Below are 19659 nucleotides of genomic sequence, written 5' to 3'. Positions count from 1 at the left end.
GCAAACTCCTGTGTTCAAGAGTGCTAAGTATACCTAAAGCATAATTGCCACGACACCGCTAAATTACGTTGTTAAGAGAAAAGTCGCCTCACCTAGAACAGTTCAATGTCGGCCTGAGACGCGATATCTTCCTCACCCCACGGTTTGGCAATTTGATTAAGACTTTCGATCAGCTGGTAGCGCACTTGACCCACTTCATTGAGCTTGGATTTGATCACTGTCAGTTCATCATCCAAAAATGCAAAATGCTCATGCATTTTATCTAGTGTCTCAGCCTGTTCACTTGGCAGCTTGGTTTTAATTTGCTTTGCCAACTCAAAGAACTCAGCAACTTTGAGGCTATGAAGTTCATCCATACCATACAACTGCTCACTCAGTTCCTCAAACATCAAGCCTATTCGCTCGACCTTGTTCAATGCGTCTTCGCTTATCTCCATGTCTTTAATTTTGGCGTTGGTTGCTTCTAAAATATGTGGCAAAAGGTCTTTATACCGACCATACATTGCCGCATCTTCAATAGGCATGTTTTTTACTAATAACGATACTTTGGGGTAATTGATAATGGTACGACAGCCAAAATCGACAAAACGGTTGCTGTCACGGTGTTTTTCTAACAGCTCTTGCTCAATGGGCTGAATCGTTCCATTTTGTGAAAAAAATACTTCACTGCCGTGATACCAAAACACCACTGCCACATCGAGCTTAAGCGGTATAAAAAACTCAAAAAAATACTCGCTGAGCGAGGTTAAATCATGAGCATGATATGACTGCCCTACATAACGCATGATCCGTCCCATATCACCAGAATCCGTCATGGCTATTTCAGCGGTAACTTGCGCGCGCTGTATATCTTGTTTGAGCTGCATTGATTGTTGGCGATAGGTATCGAGCACTTGAATTCTGGCGAGTAGCTCTGGGGAAGCAAAAGGTTTGACGATGTAATCTGCTGCACCGGAATTGTAACCGCGCATACGCTCAGATATGTCTCCCTTTGACGATAAAAACATCACTGGCGTGTCTGCGGTTTGTTCACATTGCTTAAGCTTTTCACAGGTTTCATAGCCATTCATACCGGGCATTTCAACATCTAACAGAATAATATCCGGTTGGTATTTTTGCGCGAGGCGAATGCCTTCTTCACCACTTTTAGCATGTAGTAACTGACAAGATGAAGCGAGCGCGTCTTCAATGATGCAATGCGCTAACTTATCATCGTCAATCGCTAATACTAGTTTGCTCATTTTGCTGCCCTAATTAGCTCTATTCTTTAAAAAGCATAGACCTAGATAGCAATTTTGCGAACGACAAAAAAACAAAGGCACCCGAAAGTGCCCTATTTTATCATTGACCGTTTAGCAGTTAGCTTAAGCGGCGCTGTTAATACCACTGTGTCTTAACAAGGCATCCACCTGTGGCTCTCTGCCTCTAAAGCGTGTGAAAAGCACCATTGGCGCTTCTGAACCGCCTTTTTCTAAGATGTTTTCCATAAACGAACGGCCGGTCTGCGCATTGAAAATACCGTCTTCTTCAAATTTAGAAAACGCATCCGCCGACAGGACTTCCGCCCATTTATACGAGTAGTAACCCGCACTATAGCCGCCCGCAAAAATGTGACTAAAGCTGTGTTGAAAACGGTTAAATTCTGGCGCTTTGATAACCGCGGTTTTTTCTCTTACGGCATTCAAAATGGCTTGAATTTGGAACGTTTGGTCCGCTTTGTAATCGGCATGAATATGAAAATCAAACAAACTAAACTCGATTTGACGTAACATCTGCATCGCCGATTGATAATTCTTCGCAGCCAATAACTTGTCTAATAACTCTTTAGGCAGGGGTTCACCTGTTTCATAGTGACCAGAGATAAAGTTCAGGGCTTCTTCTTCAAAGCACCAGTTCTCTAAAAACTGACTCGGTAATTCAACCGCATCCCACGCGACCCCATTGATACCAGACACCGCGGTAGCGTCAACCTGCGTCAACATGTGATGAATTCCGTGACCAAATTCATGGAATAAGGTAGTCACTTCATTGTGGGTAAATAGCGCAGGCTTATCACCGACCGCTTTGTTAAAGTTACACACTAAAAAGGCCACTGGAGTTTGTAACTTGCCATCAGCATGGCGCATACGACAAATACAATCTCCCATCCATGCCCCACCGCGTTTATGCTCGCGGGCATACAAGTCTAGGTAGAAATGACCTCTCAGCTCACCATCTTTGTCATGAATCGCAAAGAATCGTACATCTGGATGATAGGTATCAAACTCTTTCACCTCTGTCACCGTGATCCCAAACAAACGATTGACGGTGGTGAACAACCCGCTTAATACCTTGTTGGCAGGAAAGTACGGGCGTAATAGCTCGTCTGAAATCGCGTACTTGGCCTGTTTAAGTTTTTCACCGTAATAGCCGTAATCCCACGCTTGAAGCTGCTCAATCCCGTGTTGCTGTTTTGCAAAATCAACCAGTTCAGCCAACTCTGCCTGTGCCTGTGGTCTAGATTTGTCAGCCAAGTCATTTAAAAAGGCGAATACTTGCTCTGGTGATTCAGCCATTTTGGTCGCTAAAGATTCATGAGCGTAACTTTCAAAACCGAGCAGTTGTGCAAGCTCATGACGCAGCGCCAACTCTTCTGACATGATCTCTGAGTTATCAAACTCATTGGCATTGGGGCCTTGATCTGAGGCGCGAGTAACAAACGCGCGATATGCTTCTTCACGTAGTTCACGGTTATCGGCATAGGTCATTACTGGCAAATACGAAGGAATATCTAGCGTAAATACCCAGCCTTCTAGGCCTTTGGCCTCAGCGGTGTGTTGGGCCAACGCCAATGCGGATTCAGGTAAGCCACTTAACTGCGCTTCATCTGTGATATGTTTTTGCCAAGCCTGAGTGGCATCCATAACATTATTGCCAAACTTGGCGGATAACTCCGACAATCTGGCGCTAATTTCTCCAAATCGTTTTTGTTTGTCTTCACTTAAGCCAATGCCCGACAACTCAAAGTCGCGTAGTTGGTTGTCTATCGTGGTTTGCTGCGCTACGGTTAATTGCGCAAACTCAGCAGACTCTTTAAGTGATTTATACGCTTGATACAACCCCTGATGTTGCCCAACATAGGTCGTATACTCAGAAATTAATGGCAAACACTCATCGTAAGCTTGGCGTAACTCTTCGCTATTTACGACCGAGTGTAGATGTGACACTGGCGACCACACGCGAGACAGTTTGTCATCCGACACTTCCAGTGGCTGCACTAAGTTTTGCCACGTAAATGACTCATTTTTTAGAACGTTATCAATCGTTTCACGACAATGTGCAATGGCCTCTTTTAGAGCGGGAACTATGTGCTGAGGTTTAATCTTCGAAAATGGGGGTAGGCCTTCTAGCCCAATCAATGGGTTGCTCATAATCTTTTCTCTATCGTTATTTAAGCGTTATTGGGTTGAAATTGGGGCAAATGCCGCAATTACAAGTTAGACTGTTATTTTTTCTGGCGTTTCGAGGTCTTGATACTCTAAGCGTAGAACAATTTTTTAAGAATAAAGGGTAAGCTATGGCTCAACATTTTGATTATATTGCCATTGGTGGCGGTAGTGGTGGTATTGCATCAGCTAACCGTGCAGCAATGCGCGGCGCTAAAGTGGCACTCATTGAAGCAAAACATATGGGTGGCACCTGTGTAAATGTCGGCTGCGTACCTAAAAAGGTTATGTGGCACGGCGCACAAATCGCCGAAGCCATTAAGCTGTACGCACCAGATTATGGTTTTGATGTTGAGCTAAAAAACTTTGATTGGGCGCAATTGGTAAAAAGCCGCGAAGAATATATTGGCCGCATCCATAAAGGGTATGAAGGCTATCTTGCCAAAAATGGCGTTACCGTGATCAACGGCTTTGCTAAATTTGTTGATAATCATACCGTTGAAGTGAACGGTGAACATTATACGGCCGATCATATCAGCATTGCCGTAGGCGGTCGTCCTTCTATTCCAGATATTCCCGGCGCCGAACATGGCATAGATTCAAATGGTTTCTTTGAGCTAAACCAACAGCCTCGCCGCGTAGCCGTCATTGGTGCAGGTTACATTGCCGTTGAACTGGCTGGGGTGTTAAACAGCCTAGGCACAGAAACCCATTTATTTGTACGTAAACACGCCCCACTGCGTAGCTTTGACCCTATCATTGTTGAAACCCTCACCGAAGTGATGGAAAAAGAAGGCCCAACGCTACACACCCATGCCACCCCCAAAGCGTTAACCAAAGAAGCAGACGGCTCGGTCACATTGCAACTTGAAAACGGCCAATCCCATACCTTTGATCAAGTGATCTGGGCTATCGGCCGTGAGCCTGTCACCGATCTTATCAACCTACAGGCAACCGATGTACAAACCAACAAACGCGGCTTTATTAAGGTGGATGAATATCAAAACACCTCTGTAAAAGGTATTTATGCACTGGGCGACATTATGGAAGGTGGTATTGAACTGACCCCTGTTGCCGTCAAAGCAGGACGTATGCTGGCTGAGCGTCTATTCAACCCAGACCTACCCGATGCCAAGATGGACTATAACCTAGTCCCGACCGTGGTATTTAGCCACCCGCCCATTGGCACCATCGGCTTAACCGAGCCACAAGCGATTGAAAAATATGGTGAAGACAACGTAAAAGTGTACACCTCAACCTTCGCAGCCATGTACACCGCAGTAACGCAACACCGTCAACCATGCAAAATGAAGCTAGTATGTGCAGGTGAAGAAGAGACCGTTGTCGGCCTACACGGCATCGGCTTTGCGGTCGATGAAATGATCCAAGGCTTCGGCGTCGCCATGAAAATGGGCGCCACCAAAGCAGACTTTGACGCAGTGGTCGCCATACATCCAACGGGGTCAGAGGAATTCGTTACTATGAGATAAAAAACTGATTACTAAAGAAATTTAATAAAAATTCTAAACGCGAGTGGATCACCTCCCCTCGCGTTTTTTATGCCTGCTCTCCTGCGGTAGGTAGGTTGGATAAGTGGCGAAGCCACGCCATCCGACGCCAATTACCAACAACGCACATACAAGTCAACGTACAGCCGGAATTATGCCTTAGCCTGATTTGTAGGCTGTGATTAATGGGCTGCTAATAGATGCACATGTGCCAACGTCTAAAAAGCGATACCAAAATCCGCTTAACGCTCAAAGCTTTATTACGCAAAAATCCCCAAATCAGTACCCACAACATAAAACGGTTTACACGTCGGATGGCGCTTCGCTTATGCCGACCTACCGCGCTATTAACATTCGAAGGTTGGAGAAGCCTATAACGCCTTTTGATTAGCTTACTAGGTATTAGCGCTTCGCGTTGGGCGGTTTGCCATGGAAATCTAAATATAGTGCCTTCAGGTTTTCTGGTAACAGCGGCCAACCGTTTGCTATTCCTTGCTGAGTTCCTTGCCAAAATAGGTGCTCAACATAGTAAACATCAATGTATTCATGTTCAGTGGGTGTGGCTACTTTGAGTTTTTCACTCATGTATAAAAGATAACGCTGGGCATCTTCTAGGTTACCGGTATTGAGCTTGGTGGTTGTTAAGTTTGCGAACTCTTCCATGAGAGATGTGAACGCCCATGATTCGTGCTTTTTCATCAAAGCAGTTACTTCAGGAAAGCGCGTTTTTATTTCCTCAATAAACCTTGTTACTTCTGCTTTAGCCATTAGTTCCCTTTAACGCGTATTTCACTGACAGTTATCTATATTTAATTGGAATTTATAAATTTCAGAATTAAAACGCAACGTCTCTAAAAATGCTTCACCATCGACCTGATACTCATAAAGTTTTATTCTTTTAAGCTCAAGCGCATTGGTTTCCGTATCTCGAACTTCTAAAATGTGCAAATTATTATAATAGGTTGCGCTTATTACCTGCTCCCAAAGGATAGAGTTGGGGCTGTCACTCGCACCATATTTTATGGCCTTTTCATCGACCTCTAATCTCCCTTTGGCGAGTCTAAATAGGTCAAAAATCCCCCAAGCGAAATAAAAAAGCAATACAATAGACAAAGCATTTGCAATCATAATTTTAGCTTCAACTTGAGCTCCTTTTGGCTGAAGAAAAAACAAGGAAAATGATAAAGCGCAAGCAATAGCAATTGCGATGCAAAACTTTATTCTTCTCGCCAAACTCGGTTTATAAACTCTAACTGCAGACATTATTTTCTTAAACTGGCCTACTATTTTTTGGTAACTATAACTAATTACCCAAGGGCTAACCAGAGAGCTTAAGGTTATAACGTCGGATGGCGCTTCGCTTATGCCGACCTACAGCAGTACTTTAAAGAATCTGAGTGTGTAACCCCACATTGCCCTGTAGGTTGGATAAAACTCTAATATAAACAACATCACCAGAAATAATTTTGTAACTAGCCGCACCTTTAAAAATAAAGGTTGATAAATGGCAATGCATCTCCCCCCCTAGATTTCAACTATTGCGTAAACGGTTAAAACGTCGGATAGCGCTTCGCTTATGCCGACCTACAAAGAACCTGAGTGTGTAACCCCACATGGCCCTGTAGGTTGGATAAGGCGCGAAGCTACGCCATCCAACATTGTTAATTATTAACCCTAACAATCACCCTAACACCCCACACTGCTCACAAAACCCAGTTAAAACATATTGCTACAGCGTTGCTTAAAGTGCTACAAATGAAAATCAACAACGATTTGTATCACATAAAAACAAAAAAGGACGCTCGATTTTGCATAAGTTGTTTCTCACTCTGGTGGCTTTACTATCCATCCATGTTAACGCCACGAATTTTAGTAACCTTGAAGTGCCTCAATCTCGTTTTATGACTGAGATGCCAAAAATCACCATTGCCCTGCCAGCCTCTTATAACACCAATAAAAACAAACGCTATCCGGTTTTGTATTTGCTAGACAGTGATTTAAATGGTGAGCTGGTTTATGGCATGTTAGATAGATTACATGCGTCTAAAGGTGCCAATGAGCATATTATCGTGGGTGTTAGCAGTACAGATAGACTCCGTGATTTTGCGCCGACCGTTAACCACGACCCAAGAGGTCCAGTAGGTGCCGGTGGTGGTGCTGATAAGCTGTTGGACTTTATGCAAAAAGAGCTGATGACGACCATCAACAAACTATATCGCACCAATCATCACAATGTCATTGCTGGGCACTCCATCGCGGGGCTATTTGTTGTCCACACTTTTCACGCACGCCCCAAGCTTTTTCAGGCACATATGGCGTTTAGCCCTGCCGTTTGGTGGGCGGCTAGAGAAACCGCAAAAGCCACAAAACAATATGTACTTTCTGACGATGACGTAGGCACCTTTTTGTACATGAACATCGGCAGTGAAGGCGGCGAAATGAGGCAAGTTTACGACGATTTATCACAAACTATTTTGAGAAATCGCTCAACCGATTTAACGCTGCAATTAGAAACATTTGACGAAGAAGACCACGATTTCACTATGGTCGCAGGTTTACACCACGCTTTGAAAGCACTGCATGGTTACCAACAAAGTACGCAAAAGCTATAAATAAAGATAAATATCAGCGTGGTGTTCGTTATACAGGTGTGTACAACGAACACAGCTTGAGGTTACTTACTTACCACCACGCGATTGCGCCCTTGTGCTTTGGCGTCATAAACCGCATGGTCAACTTGCTTAAGTGAGAAACTAAAAGGCTTGGCAAGATTCACCTGAGCAACACCACAGCTTACGGTCACTTGAATGTAGTGATGAGCGGTTTCTATGATGTTTTTTTCTACATTGATACGCAGTCGCTCCGCGACTTCCTGTGCGCCTTCAACCGGAGTATTGGGTAACAACACAATAAATTCTTCACCACCTAAACGACATAGGCTGTCTTCCACTCTTAGGGCCTGTTTGCAGCACAACGCAAACTCCTGCAATATCACATCGCCTATCTCATGACCGTAACTGTCATTGATACGTTTAAAGTGATCAATGTCTAACATCACCACACTCAGTTGTTCACCCGCGCGGATATGACGGCGGATCTCGCGATGTGCACTGTCCATCAGATAACGACGGTTTTTTAACCCTGTGAGCGCATCATGAAAAGCCAGCTTGGTCAGTTGCTGTTGCAAAGTCCACAGTTCATTGACCAACAAGCGGCGGCTACAACAATCAGCCACCATCTCTGCGTAGGCAATCTCAGCACTTTGCCATTCTCGCAAAGGACCTCGGCCTTCACAGCATACAACCCCATGAGGAATACCATTTTTAAAAATAGTGGCATCAAGCATGGTGGTGATCTTGTTATAAATGAGGTAGGTATCTCTAAATTCTGCGGTGCGTGGGTCGTTAAGCGCGTCAGTGGCGTTGATTGACACCCCCGTCGAAATGGCTTCGAAATAATTAGGGTACTCGTCGCACAGTAACACGGGGTAATCTTCAGCGTTAAGGTCATTGTCCCATTGAGTGTTAGCGACATTGATCAGCTTTTTTGGGTCAGAAATATCGTCAAAAAGCCATACCGACACCTGATCCACCACTAAGGTGTCTTTGCCTTCACGAATCAAGTCCAGCAAAAAGCTTTGATAACTACCCGATACATCTAACTCTTCAGAACTCATACGCCTTAGCCGTTGAGTTACTTCACTGAGATCAATAAACATAGTAAGCCATTTATATTTAAGTTATTTGATACCAATGAGCGCTGCTCATCTAATGATCATAATACCTAAACGGCAAACAAATGGGTAAATATTTATACACAATTATTTTAAAGGTGAACTATGACCCGAATAACTTACTGCATATATTTTGCCAAGTATTTTTTGAATACAGGATCTACTTTAGCCAACTGCTTTTGCTCTTCGAGGATGCTTTGCAAAATACTATGAGATGTCAAAGGATTAGCCAGTACCACACGAAATACCACGGTAGGCTGATGGTCGTATTGCTCAGGGGTTAACCGTGTACGCGATACAAACGAAATCCCCGCTTCACGCTGACGTTTTTGCATACTGGCGGTAAAACGATTCAGTGCTGCGTAAATATCAATACGCTCTTGCTCATCTGCGTTGGCGATCGCTTCACGGATCTGTGCTGGTACATAACGATAAGTAAGTAAACACAACTCAGGCTCTGAGATCAGTTCAAAATCAGGGTCTTGCTTGATTAACTCGGCAAAGTATTTCGCCTTCTCAATACCTTTATCAATCAACATTTCGTAGCCTTTGCGGCCAATCACTCGCAAACAGGCGTGTACCAACATCGCCATACCAGGACGACTGCCCTCTAAAGTATGACTTCCTAAGTCTTTAGAGCCTTTACGAAGAATATATTCAGCGTGGTGTTCAATGGCATCGGCTGCCGCGGGGTCTTTAAACAGCACCAACCCTGCCCCCATTGGCACATACATTTGTTTATGCGCATCAATGGTAATTGAATCAGCGCGCTCAATTCCATCCAATAGATGTCTGTTATTACTAGATAATAAAGTAGCACCGCCCCAAGCAGCATCCACATGGAAATGGCAGCCAAGCTCTTCACTTAAATCAGCCATCTCATGAAGGGGATCGATATTGCCGGTTTCCGTGGTACCTGCCACACCAACCAGCGCCATCACCTTGATACCTTGCGCTTCGAGCGCCAAGGCTTGTTGACGCATCTTACTCACATCAACTTTATTGTTCGCGTCGGTTTCAATAGCAATGAAGTTATCTCGGCCAAGCCCCAACACATCAGCAGCTTTACCTAAAGAATAGTGACCACGCTCAGAAACCAGTACCGCCAGCCCTTTGTAGCCATAATGTAGCATCGCCGCAACTACGCCTTGAGCTGCAATCCCTTTAAAATCACCATCGGCTCTTAACAAACGGTTGCGAGCAATCCACAGCGCCGTAATATTAGCAATGGTTCCCCCAGAGCAAAACGCTCCCAAAGAGGTGCTAGCGCTGTGCATCCACTTGTCATAAAACTTGTCTGATGCGCCATAAGCTAAGTGGTGCATCATGCCCAAAACTTGTCTTTCTAGAGGCGTAAACGCTTTAGAAGTCTCAATTTTAACTAGGTTCTGGTTTAAACCCACCATCAGCTTTGACAGTGGCAACACAAAGTGTGGCAATGCCGAAGTCATGTGGCCAATGAAGCTCGGGGCTGCGGTATGGACGGAATGGGCAACAAGCTGTTCCATAATGTCTTGTGCATAATCAGACACAAACATGGGCTCTTCTGGGATCACAGCCGATTGAAAGTCCTTCTCTATTTCATGCAAGGGCTTTTCAATAGCGGCTATATTTTCATTTAAGAAACCCGCAAGATTATTTGAGATCTCTAACTCTATCTTACTCAGAGTCGAGTCAGGCGCTTCTGGCACCGTAAAAATACGCATCAAACTTTCTTCAGAAGCGACAGCACAACGCTTTGGACCCATTACATTACCCAGTGTTTTTATGGGCCACGGCAAAGTGTCCCACCAGCTTGTTATTACGAAATGGCTAACTTTACTGTAAGTTAACGATAATGTCTCCTATTGTATAGCGAAAAGTCTTAACTTGACCCAGTTTGATATGACATTTTTATGGTGTCACCAAGACAGTTCTTTGAAATTTAAGCTGATATAAAAGCTCTCTCCTTATTTACCCACACAGTTACAAAACTTCACACTATTCAAAAGTTTAAAAGCTGTCTAGACTTGTATACAGAGATTCTATTGGTACACTTTGTAGTTATAAAAAATGCAAAGTTTACCATTTAGGAACATATAGATAAGGATCATTATGTACAGGAAGGCCTCTGCGATGACATGGTCTTTGGTTGGGTTTTTGCTATTTATCTCCAGTTTGATTGGCTATGTTGCCTATACATACCAATCTGCCCGCCAAACCATTATGGATAACATTGATCAGCAACTGTTGCATGCAGCCAAAAGTGCGCAGCTTATTTTAGGTGACGACTATCATGCACAGCTGAGCTCAATCGACCCACAAGAGTACCAACAAAAAAGTGCTCAGTTGACCGCCCTTGCTCAAGCAATTGGCGTCGAATATGTGTATACCATGGTTTACCGTGCACCCAATGTGTACTTTACCGCTTCTAGCTTCACCAAGAGTGACCTCAAGCAAGACAGAGTGACGCAGTTTCTGGATCACTACCAAGAAGCGACGGCCATCAACAAAGCTGCGTTTCGTTCCACCGAGCCGGTATTTGAGATCTCAAAAGATCAATGGGGACATTTTAAGAGTATTTTTATTCCATATATCGCGCCAAATGGCACGCCATACATAACAGGCGCAGATATCACCATTGATAAAGTCGATGCACTGCTACAAGAGAGCGTGACCAAAGCCACCCTAACAGCGAGCTTTTTCTTCTTTATTGCGGTGTTGGTTGCGGCTTTGTATTTGCAGTTATATCGCAAGTCAATGAGCACCGACCCACGTACCGGATTTGCCAACCGTGTGGCGCTAGAACGGGACCTGACGAAAAAACAAGATCAGCACTTAGCACTGGCAATCGTCACGGTTGATGAACTCGAAGACATTATTAGTTTTTATGGCACACAAGTTGGCGACCTAGCGTTACAAAAAGTGATGACCTATTTTAAACGCTTCACACATCCTCATCAGGTCTATCGTCTGGCAACCTCAAAATTGGTCATTATGAGCGATATCAAAAACGGTGAGGCTTATTTAAGTCAACTTATTAATGATTTTCCTAAGTCCAGCCCTGTGTTGAAAAAACCCCACTTGTACATTCAATTACATGCGGGGATCGCCACAGGCAACAAATCGTTATTGCTAGAAAATGCTTCCATTGCTTGTCGACAAGCTAAACAGAATCAGCAGACTGTTTGCCTGTTCAGCGTCGACAGTCAAGATGCCAGACTAAAACAAAAGAATCATCTAGCCATTGCTAATATTCTACAAGACGCCTTTGATGGTGATCGAATCGCGACCTACTTCACGCCTAGAGTTAACCCCAAAACCGAGCAGATCCTACAGCATGGTTGCAGCCCTCGGATCATCACCGAGCAAGGGGCCATATTAAAAACCGAAAGTTTTAGCGAGGTGGTGCGCCAATCTCGCCTACAAAGTAAATTGACTCAGTGTATTTTTACTCAATGCATTACACGTTTTAGAAAGACCAGTTCAGCGTGGAGCATTAAACTGAGTTTTCAAGATGCCACAGACCCACAATTACTCGATTTCATCGACCAAGAGTTACGCCGTTATCCACAACCGCAACTCATTACCTTTGAATTAGATGAAAAAGATGTATTGGACAACTTTAATGCCATGGCGGTGTGTATCAATGTACTCAAAAGTAAGGGCGTCAAGGTCTCAATTAATGCGGTTAGTAGTGGTTTACTCACCGTGAGCCGCGTGATGAAACTCAACATAGACATGTTGTTGCTAGATGAAACACTTACCCCTTACATTGCCGAAGATGAGCAAGTTTTTGAGTTTATACAGAACATCGCCAAACTGTGTAGCGATAAAGGCATTTTAATACTGGTTGCGGGAGTTGAGTCTGAGCAGCAATATAGCAAGCTCTCTGAGGCTGGGGTTGATTTGGTTGAGGGCCACTACATTGCCAAAGCGGCCCCACATATTTGTAGTAAATTAGGGCAGCTTAATCACCAAGCGCGTGCTTGATTGCCCACTTGCCCAATATTTACGTTCAAATGGCGTGATAGCTGTATCACTGTGATACGGCTCAACCGGTGTTGGGTGTCCTGCCAATTGCAGCGCGCGGGCAAATTCTTTGACGTAAATATCCCAGTTGCTACGTACCTCAAGCACTCCACCAAGCTTAACAATAAATGGAAACACCGCGGCACCATGCCAACGACGTTGGATGTGTTTAGCCTTTGGCCAAGGGTTTGGATACAACAAATAATGATGCGTTGGTTGCCAGTTAGCCGCCACCGCTAAGCGCCAAAAGTCATTGAGATCCGCTTGTACCAACAGATACTGACCAGCATCCGTTTGTTTGTACTCAACATCATGCTTTTCAAGACGATGAGACGACTTATCGATGCCTATCACTAAGGCATCCGGATGCAGTTTCGCGAGGTTGGCAGTACTTTCTCCCACTCCACAACAGGAGTCTAAGATAATCGGACCGTCAAACGCCTGAACCCGCGCATTGACTTCATCAAAAGCGCGTTGCGTATGCTCAGCAACGGGCTTTTTAAACTCGGCCTGTAAGTGCTTTGTGACTATTTCGTCCAGCTTGTCATGCAAGCTGGGCTGGTTTGAAACAATGCTTCTTGAATTTGCTTCACTCATCAGTGACGTAACCCTACTCCCCGGCGGATCAAACTCAACGCCAGAATAAATAATCCAGAAATAAACGCGAATAATACCGCAAAAGCGGTGTAAATGTTCACATCAGATACACCTAAAAAGCCATATCTAAAGGCATTAACCATATAAATGATGGGATTAACCTGAGAAACCCCCTGCCAAAACTCCGGCAACAATGTAATGGAGTAGAACACGCCCCCTAGGTAGGTCAGCGGGGTTAACACAAAAGTAGGAATAATACTGATGTCGTCAAAACTGTTGGCGTACACCGCATTGATCAGTCCACCTAGCGAAAACACCGCTGAGGTCATGATCACCGTTGCGATGATCACCGCTAGGTTATGAATTTGAATATCAACAAAAAATAATGATACCAACGTTACGATAAGCCCCACTAGCATGCCACGTGCCATACCGCCGCCGATATATCCCAACACAATGATGTAGTTAGGCACAGGTGCTACCAGCAACTCTTCAATGCTCTTTTGAAATTTAGTGGAATAAAAACTGGAGGCCACATTGGAGTATGAGTTGGTGATCACCGACATCATGATAAGGCCAGGCACGATGAACTCCATGTAACTAAAGCCACCCATATCACCAATTCTAGACCCTATTAAACTGCCAAAAATCACAAAATATAGCGTCATGGTGATGGCTGGAGGTACCAGAGTTTGCACCCAAATACGCAAAAAACGAATACACTCTTTAATCCAGATACTTTTTAATGCAACACCGTAGCGGGTGATATTCATGCTGTGCGCCCCTGTTCTAATAATCCAACAAACAACTCTTCCAAACGGTTGGCCTTGTTACGCATACTCAATACCGTATTGCCTTGCGCACTCAATTGACTAAACACCTCGTTCAACCCTTGAGATTTGGCCACTTCCACTTCTACCGTGTGATCATCGACCATAGTGAATTGATAACCCGTAAGGGTAACAGGTTGAATCGGGGCTTTTAAATCAAGCACAAAGGTTTCTTTATCTAACTTGGCAAGCAACGCTTTGATGGTGGTGTTTTCAACAATCACGCCTTTATCGATAATGGCGATGTTTTTACACAGTAACTCGGCTTCTTCAAGGTAGTGAGTGGTAAGAATGATGGTCACGCCTTGCTTGTTGATTTGTCGTAAAAAATCCCACATTGAGCGACGCAGTTCGATGTCTACCCCCGCCGTTGGTTCATCGAGGATCAATAACTTTGGCTCATGCATCAAGGCTCTAGCAATCATTAAACGACGCTTCATACCGCCCGATAGCGTGCGTGCTTGCTTATCTTTTTTATCAAACAAGCCAAGCTGCTTTAGGTATTTTTCAGCGCGTTCATGGGCCAAGGCTCGCGGTACACCATAGTAGCCAGCTTGATTGACCAAAATCTGGTTGAGCGTTTCAAACTGACCAAAGTTAAACTCTTGTGGTACTAGGCCCAGCTCTGATTTTGCATCTTCAAGTGCGGTATCAATACTATGCCCAAATACTTCAACTTGCCCTTGTGTTTTGTTAACCAGTGAAGCGATGACGCCGATGGTGGTCGATTTTCCCGCGCCATTGGGACCAAGCAACGCAAAAAAGTCGCCCTGCTCAACTTGTAAATCTATCCCTTTTACGGCCTCAACGCCGTTTTTATAGACTTTTCTCAAGCCTTTGATATTCAGTGCTATCGTCATGTTAGTGTTGTTCTCCATAACCCCAGCGCTTCGCCAAGGTATGTTCGATGTTTAAATGATCAAGAATACGGGCCACCATAAAGTCGACTAAATCCTGAATCGATTCTGGCTGGTGATAAAAACCCGGAGCCGCCGGCATAATAGTGACGCCAAGCTGGCTAAGCTTAAGCATATTTTCAAGGTGAATAGAGCTAAACGGGGTTTCTCTAGGTACTAAAATCAGTTGACCGCGTTCTTTTATTACTACATCCGCGGCGCGCTCTAACAAATTGTCCGACGCCCCCATAGCAATGGCAGACACAGACCCCGCACTACACGGGCATACCACCATTTTTTTCGGTGCGGCCGAGCCAGACGCAACCGGGCTAAACCAGTTATCTTTACCAAATACTTTGATTTGCTCAGGCTTGGCCTGATACAAGGCGCTTAACTGCTCAGTGGCCTTTTGTTCGTTGCCCGAAAGTTTGATGCCCGACTCCGTATCGAGTACCACCCGTGCCGCACTTGAGATAAGCACATACACTTGATAATTCATGGCGACCAATACTTCTAACAAACGCAGTCCGTAAGGTGCGCCCGAAGCGCCGCTAAATGCCAAAGTTATGGCGGGTTTAAACTCGCTCACATTAAGTTCCTGCTTAGTTAATTCGCTGCTTGAGCGCTTGAAGTAACTTTTGATGTAGCCCGTCAAAGCCACCGTTACTCATGATCAAAATATGTTGCCCGGGCTGCGCATGCTCACACACCTGAGTAATGATCTCGTCAATGCTATCACTACACTTGCGCCCGGCTTTTTGCGCTTGCTCGCGCAGCGACCAACCCAGCCCCTGCGGTTCAAACAAATAGGCTTCATCAGCCAGCGCCAAAGAGTCCAATAAGGTGCTTTGATGCACCCCCATCTTCATGGTGTTTGAGCGCGGCTCTAAAATGGCAATCACTGAGTCATCACCCACACTCGCCTTTAACCCCGCAAGCGTGGTTTTTATCGCGGTGGGATGATGCGCAAAGTCATCGTACACACGCACACCGTTTACTTCGCCCAGTAATTCCATGCGGCGTTTGGGTGATTTAAATTCACTGAGTGCGTCAATGCTTACCGACACTGGAATGCCCACATGACGCGCTGCCGCAATCGCCATCATGGCATTTTTAACATTATGCTCGCCAATGGCCGACCAGTTAACAACGCCTGCCAGTGCACCATGGAGATAAACCTCAAATTTAGAGCCATCGCTTTGCAAGAGTTTATACGTCCAATCGCCGTTTAGGGTTTCCTGCTGGCTCCAAAAACCGCGTTTGATCACCTCAGCTAGTGGCTCATCATCTTGCGGATAAATGGCCTTGCCTTGCGACGGTAAAGTACGCAGTAAGTGATGGAACTGTGTCTGTATGGCGTTGAGATCGCTAAATATATCAGCGTGATCAAACTCAAGGTTGTTCATGATCAACGTGCGTGGCAAGTAATGCAAAAACTTACTGCGCTTATCAAAAAACGCGGTGTCATATTCATCCGCTTCAATCACAAAAAACGGGGTATCGCTGATACGCGCTGATACGCCAAAATTTTGTACAATACCGCCAATCAAAAAACCTGGACGTAAGCCAGCATATTCCAACAACCACGCCAACATACTGGCTGTGGTGGTTTTTCCATGAGTCCCCGCCACCGCCAGCACCCAAGCATTTTGCAGTAAATTGTGTTTTAGCCATTCTGGGCCTGAGGTATAAGGGATACGCTGCTCAAGCACATACTCAACACACGGATTGCCTCGGCTCATTGCGTTACCGATCACCACCATGTCTGGGGCAGGCTCTAGTTGCGCGGGGTCATAACCCGTGGTTAGCTCAATACCTAAAGACTCAAGTTGGGTGCTCATTGGCGGATACACATTTTGATCTGAGCCGGTCACTCTAAAACCCAGCGCTTGCGCAATCGCCGCAATGCCGCCCATAAACGTGCCACAGATCCCTAAAATATGTATATGCTGTTGCTTAGTTTGCTGACTTGCCATGAAAATAATTTGCCTTTTCTAATATTTATACCGCCATTGGCAGGGTGTCTACTATGCCAAATTTAAACGCAATAAACCAATTTTGGCCGAGCAAAACAGCTATGCGCAATCGGCAATAATAACCGCTTATGCTGAACTTTTTATGAGTTTAGATAAAAAAAATGCCAGTCACAGACTGGCATTTTTACTAATAGTTTAACCGGCAATTACGCAACACCGTATTGGTCACGGTAAGCCTTCACCGCTTCTAGGTGCTCTGCCATACCACCTTGTTGCTCAAGGTAAGTGATCAAATCAGCCAATTTAACGATAGACACCACTTGAGTGTTAAAGTCACGTTCAACTTCTTGAATCGCAGACAGCTCAGCTTTGCCTTTTTCCTGACGGTCTAACGCAATCAATACGCCTGATAAATCTGCGCCCGCCTGTGCAATGATCTCCATTGACTCACGAATCGCAGTACCTGCGGTGATCACATCATCAACTAACATGATACGACCTTCCAGCGCTGACCCGACCAACGAACCACCTTCACCATGTTGCTTTTTCTCTTTACGATTAAAGCAGTAAGGCACGTCTTTGTTGTAGTGATCCGCCAATGCAACCGCGGTGGTGGTAGCAATTGGAATGCCTTTGTACGCTGGGCCAAATAAAACGTCATACGCAATGCCCGCATCTTCAAGTGCTGCAGCATAAAAGCGGCCTAAACGCGCTAAATCACGACCAGTGTTAAACAGGCCTGCATTAAAAAAGTAAGGACTGGTACGGCCTGATTTCAGTGTAAACTCACCAAACTTAAGCACCTGCTTTTCAAGGGCAAATTCAATAAACTCTTTTTGATATGCTTTCATGTCTTACCTATTATATCTAACGGTCTTATGCGAGTGCTTTTTTCTGTAAATCAATGATTTCGCGGATTGAGTGCTTCGCTAAACCCAGTAGCTCATCCAGCTCTTCAAACGAGAACGGTTCACCCTCAGCGGTGCCCTGTACTTCAATCAGTTTACCCGTTTCAGTCATGATCACGTTCATGTCAGTTTCTGCTTCTGAATCTTCTAGGTACTCTAGATCAGAAATCGCTTCACCGTTGTAAACCCCAACCGAAATCGCAGCAATCATAAACTTAAGTGGATTGTTGTTGATCATACCCTTAGCACGCATGTAGGTTAGCGCATCAACCAAGGCCACACAGGCACCACTGATTGAAGCTGTACGCGTACCGCCATCCGCCTGTAGTACGTCACAGTCGATGGTAATGGTGTTCTCGCCAAGCGCTTTTAAGTCAACCGCAGCACGCAATGCACGCGCGATCAAACGTTGGATCTCCATGGTACGGCCACCCTGTTTGCCTTTGGCCGCTTCACGGTTATTTCGAGTATGAGTAGAACGTGGCAACATACCGTATTCAGCGGTGATCCAGCCTTTACCTTGACCTTTCATAAAACGAGGTACACCCGCTTCAACAGTGGCAGTACACAATACTTTGGTGTTACCGAACTCTACCAACACCGACCCTTCGGCATGCATAGTATAGTTACGGGTAAATGTTACTGGTCTTATTTGGTTTGCTGTTCTTTCGCTTGGACGCATCCACGTTCCCCTAAATTCAGAATTTTGCCTATTATAAAGGCTCAGCCGATACGATGCTATGCGTTAAGCTAATAAATTGTTGTGACCTTAGCTCACAAAATTTGCTAATTATTTCCTCTGTCGCCCTGCGCGCTTTATAAGCTATAATGGCGCAGCAAAATTTGTTAATAGATTAGGAACTTTACATGATCCATAGTATGACCGCCTACGCACGCCGAGAAGTTAAGGGTGAATGGGGCACAGGGGTTTGGGAAATTCGCTCGGTTAACCAGCGCTACCTAGAAACCTTTATCCGCGCACCTGAACAGTTCCGTGCCATGGAGCCAGTAGTACGTGAACGCCTGCGCAAGCATTTACAGCGCGGCAAGGTAGAAGTGTATTTGAAGTTTACCGCCAACCCAGCCCACGTGGGTGAGTTGTCTATTAACGAAACCTTAGCAGAGCAACTGATCAAAAGCGCTCAATGGGTGCAACAACACAGCAAGGGCGAAATCAACCCAGTAGACATTCTGCGTTGGCCCGGCGTTATGGAAGCACAAGAAGTAGACCTAGACACAGTAAATAGTCAGCTACTTGCAGGTTTTGACGAATTAGTCGAAGATTTTAAAGCCGCTCGCGCCAGCGAAGGTGAAAACCTAGAAACCATGATCACCACCCGTTTAGACTCGATTGTAGAGCAAGTCGCCATTGTTGAAGGCCACATGCCAGAGGTAAACAAATGGCAACGCGAAAAGCTCACCACTAAGTTAGAAGAACTTAAAGCGGAAATCGACGAAAACCGCCTAGAGCAAGAGCTTATATACCTTGCACAAAAACAAGACGTCGCCGAAGAGCTAGACCGCCTCAAGTCACACGTTAAAGAAACTCACAAAATCTTGAAAAAAGGCGGCGCATGCGGCCGACGTTTAGACTTTATGATGCAAGAGTTCAACCGCGAGTCAAACACCCTCGCCTCAAAATCAATCAACACCGAAATCACCAACGCAGCAGTAGAGCTAAAAGTGTTGATAGAGCAAATGAGAGAGCAGATCCAGAATATAGAGTAATGTTCACTAGCGCTCATGATAATTCATAATAAATTGAAAAACCTCAC

Annotated in this window: 17 protein-coding genes; 4 read left to right on the top strand and 13 right to left on the bottom strand. The window is 45.0% G+C overall.

What is annotated here, in order from left to right:
- Positions 1-92 precede the first annotated feature (92 nt).
- Positions 93-1241 carry a response regulator gene (locus C2M32_RS05360; RefSeq protein ID WP_105167459.1) on the bottom strand — a complete coding sequence of 383 codons (1149 nt, stop codon included), beginning with the start codon at positions 1239-1241 and terminating at the stop codon, positions 93-95.
- A 123-nt stretch (positions 1242-1364) separates the two neighbouring features.
- Entirely contained in the window at positions 1365-3410 is a 2046-nt protein-coding gene (gene prlC / locus C2M32_RS05355; protein WP_105167458.1) for an oligopeptidase A, read from the bottom strand.
- Between the two features lie 146 nt (positions 3411-3556).
- Between prlC and gorA the strand changes: the two genes are divergently transcribed.
- Positions 3557-4915 carry a glutathione-disulfide reductase gene (gene gorA, locus C2M32_RS05350; RefSeq protein WP_105167457.1) on the top strand — a complete coding sequence of 453 codons (1359 nt, stop codon included), beginning with the start codon at positions 3557-3559 and terminating at the stop codon, positions 4913-4915.
- A 420-nt stretch (positions 4916-5335) separates the two neighbouring features.
- Here the strand turns inward: gorA and C2M32_RS05345 are convergent, their stop codons facing one another.
- On the bottom strand, positions 5336-5701 hold the full coding sequence (locus C2M32_RS05345) for a DUF7674 family protein (protein ID WP_105167456.1): 366 nt from the start codon (positions 5699-5701) through the stop codon (positions 5336-5338).
- Positions 5702-5722: 21 nt separating this feature from the next.
- A complete protein-coding gene (locus tag C2M32_RS05340; protein WP_105167455.1) occupies positions 5723-6196 on the bottom strand; it encodes a hypothetical protein in 474 nt (157 codons plus the stop codon).
- Positions 6197-6741: 545 nt separating this feature from the next.
- Between C2M32_RS05340 and C2M32_RS05335 the strand changes: the two genes are divergently transcribed.
- Positions 6742-7545, top strand: coding sequence for an alpha/beta hydrolase (locus tag C2M32_RS05335; protein WP_234401227.1), 804 nt, complete (start codon positions 6742-6744; stop codon positions 7543-7545).
- A 62-nt stretch (positions 7546-7607) separates the two neighbouring features.
- Here the strand turns inward: C2M32_RS05335 and C2M32_RS05330 are convergent, their stop codons facing one another.
- Together C2M32_RS05330 and panP are read right to left on the bottom strand one after the other, a co-directional pair.
- Positions 7608-8651, bottom strand: coding sequence for a sensor domain-containing diguanylate cyclase (locus tag C2M32_RS05330; RefSeq protein WP_105167454.1), 1044 nt, complete (start codon positions 8649-8651; stop codon positions 7608-7610).
- Positions 8652-8785: 134 nt separating this feature from the next.
- A complete protein-coding gene (gene panP, locus C2M32_RS05325) occupies positions 8786-10414 on the bottom strand; it encodes a pyridoxal-dependent aspartate 1-decarboxylase PanP (RefSeq protein ID WP_105167453.1) in 1629 nt (542 codons plus the stop codon).
- A 346-nt stretch (positions 10415-10760) separates the two neighbouring features.
- On the opposite strand from panP, the gene C2M32_RS05320 reads away from it, so the two are divergent.
- A complete protein-coding gene (locus tag C2M32_RS05320; protein WP_105167452.1) occupies positions 10761-12638 on the top strand; it encodes a GGDEF domain-containing protein in 1878 nt (625 codons plus the stop codon).
- Here the strand turns inward: C2M32_RS05320 and trmB are convergent.
- The 7 genes from trmB to rph form a co-directional block, all read right to left on the bottom strand.
- Positions 12606-13274 (bottom strand): tRNA (guanine(46)-N(7))-methyltransferase TrmB, encoded by a 669-nt coding sequence (gene trmB, locus C2M32_RS05315; RefSeq protein WP_105167451.1) that lies wholly within the window; start codon positions 13272-13274, stop codon positions 12606-12608. The two genes, C2M32_RS05320 and trmB, sit on opposite strands and share 33 nt — an antisense overlap.
- Positions 13274-14041 (bottom strand): ABC transporter permease, encoded by a 768-nt coding sequence (locus tag C2M32_RS05310; RefSeq protein ID WP_105167655.1) that lies wholly within the window; start codon positions 14039-14041, stop codon positions 13274-13276. The genes trmB and C2M32_RS05310 overlap by 1 nt, the downstream gene beginning before the upstream one ends.
- Before the next feature lie 2 nt (positions 14042-14043).
- Positions 14044-14964, bottom strand: a complete 921-nt coding sequence (locus C2M32_RS05305) for an ABC transporter ATP-binding protein (RefSeq protein ID WP_105167450.1) — start codon at positions 14962-14964, stop codon at positions 14044-14046.
- A gap of 1 nt (position 14965) precedes the next feature.
- A complete protein-coding gene (locus tag C2M32_RS05300; RefSeq protein ID WP_105167449.1) occupies positions 14966-15589 on the bottom strand; it encodes a flavin prenyltransferase UbiX in 624 nt (207 codons plus the stop codon).
- Between the two features lie 13 nt (positions 15590-15602).
- A complete protein-coding gene (gene mpl, locus C2M32_RS05295) occupies positions 15603-16976 on the bottom strand; it encodes a UDP-N-acetylmuramate:L-alanyl-gamma-D-glutamyl-meso-diaminopimelate ligase (RefSeq protein WP_105167448.1) in 1374 nt (457 codons plus the stop codon).
- A 206-nt stretch (positions 16977-17182) separates the two neighbouring features.
- Entirely contained in the window at positions 17183-17827 is a 645-nt protein-coding gene (gene pyrE / locus C2M32_RS05290) for an orotate phosphoribosyltransferase (RefSeq protein ID WP_105167447.1), read from the bottom strand.
- Between the two features lie 25 nt (positions 17828-17852).
- On the bottom strand, positions 17853-18566 hold the full coding sequence (gene rph, locus C2M32_RS05285) for a ribonuclease PH (RefSeq protein ID WP_105167446.1): 714 nt from the start codon (positions 18564-18566) through the stop codon (positions 17853-17855).
- Positions 18567-18751: 185 nt separating this feature from the next.
- On the opposite strand from rph, the gene C2M32_RS05280 reads away from it, so the two are divergent.
- Positions 18752-19612, top strand: a complete 861-nt coding sequence (locus C2M32_RS05280; RefSeq protein WP_105167445.1) for a YicC/YloC family endoribonuclease — start codon at positions 18752-18754, stop codon at positions 19610-19612.
- The last annotated feature ends 47 nt before the right edge of the window (positions 19613-19659 follow it).

The organism is Pseudoalteromonas sp. T1lg23B (genome assembly GCF_002964665.1).
Classification (GTDB): Bacteria; Pseudomonadota; Gammaproteobacteria; order Enterobacterales; family Alteromonadaceae; genus Pseudoalteromonas.
Note: the sequence above shows the minus strand (reverse complement) of the source record. Positions and strands in the feature narration are given on the sequence as shown.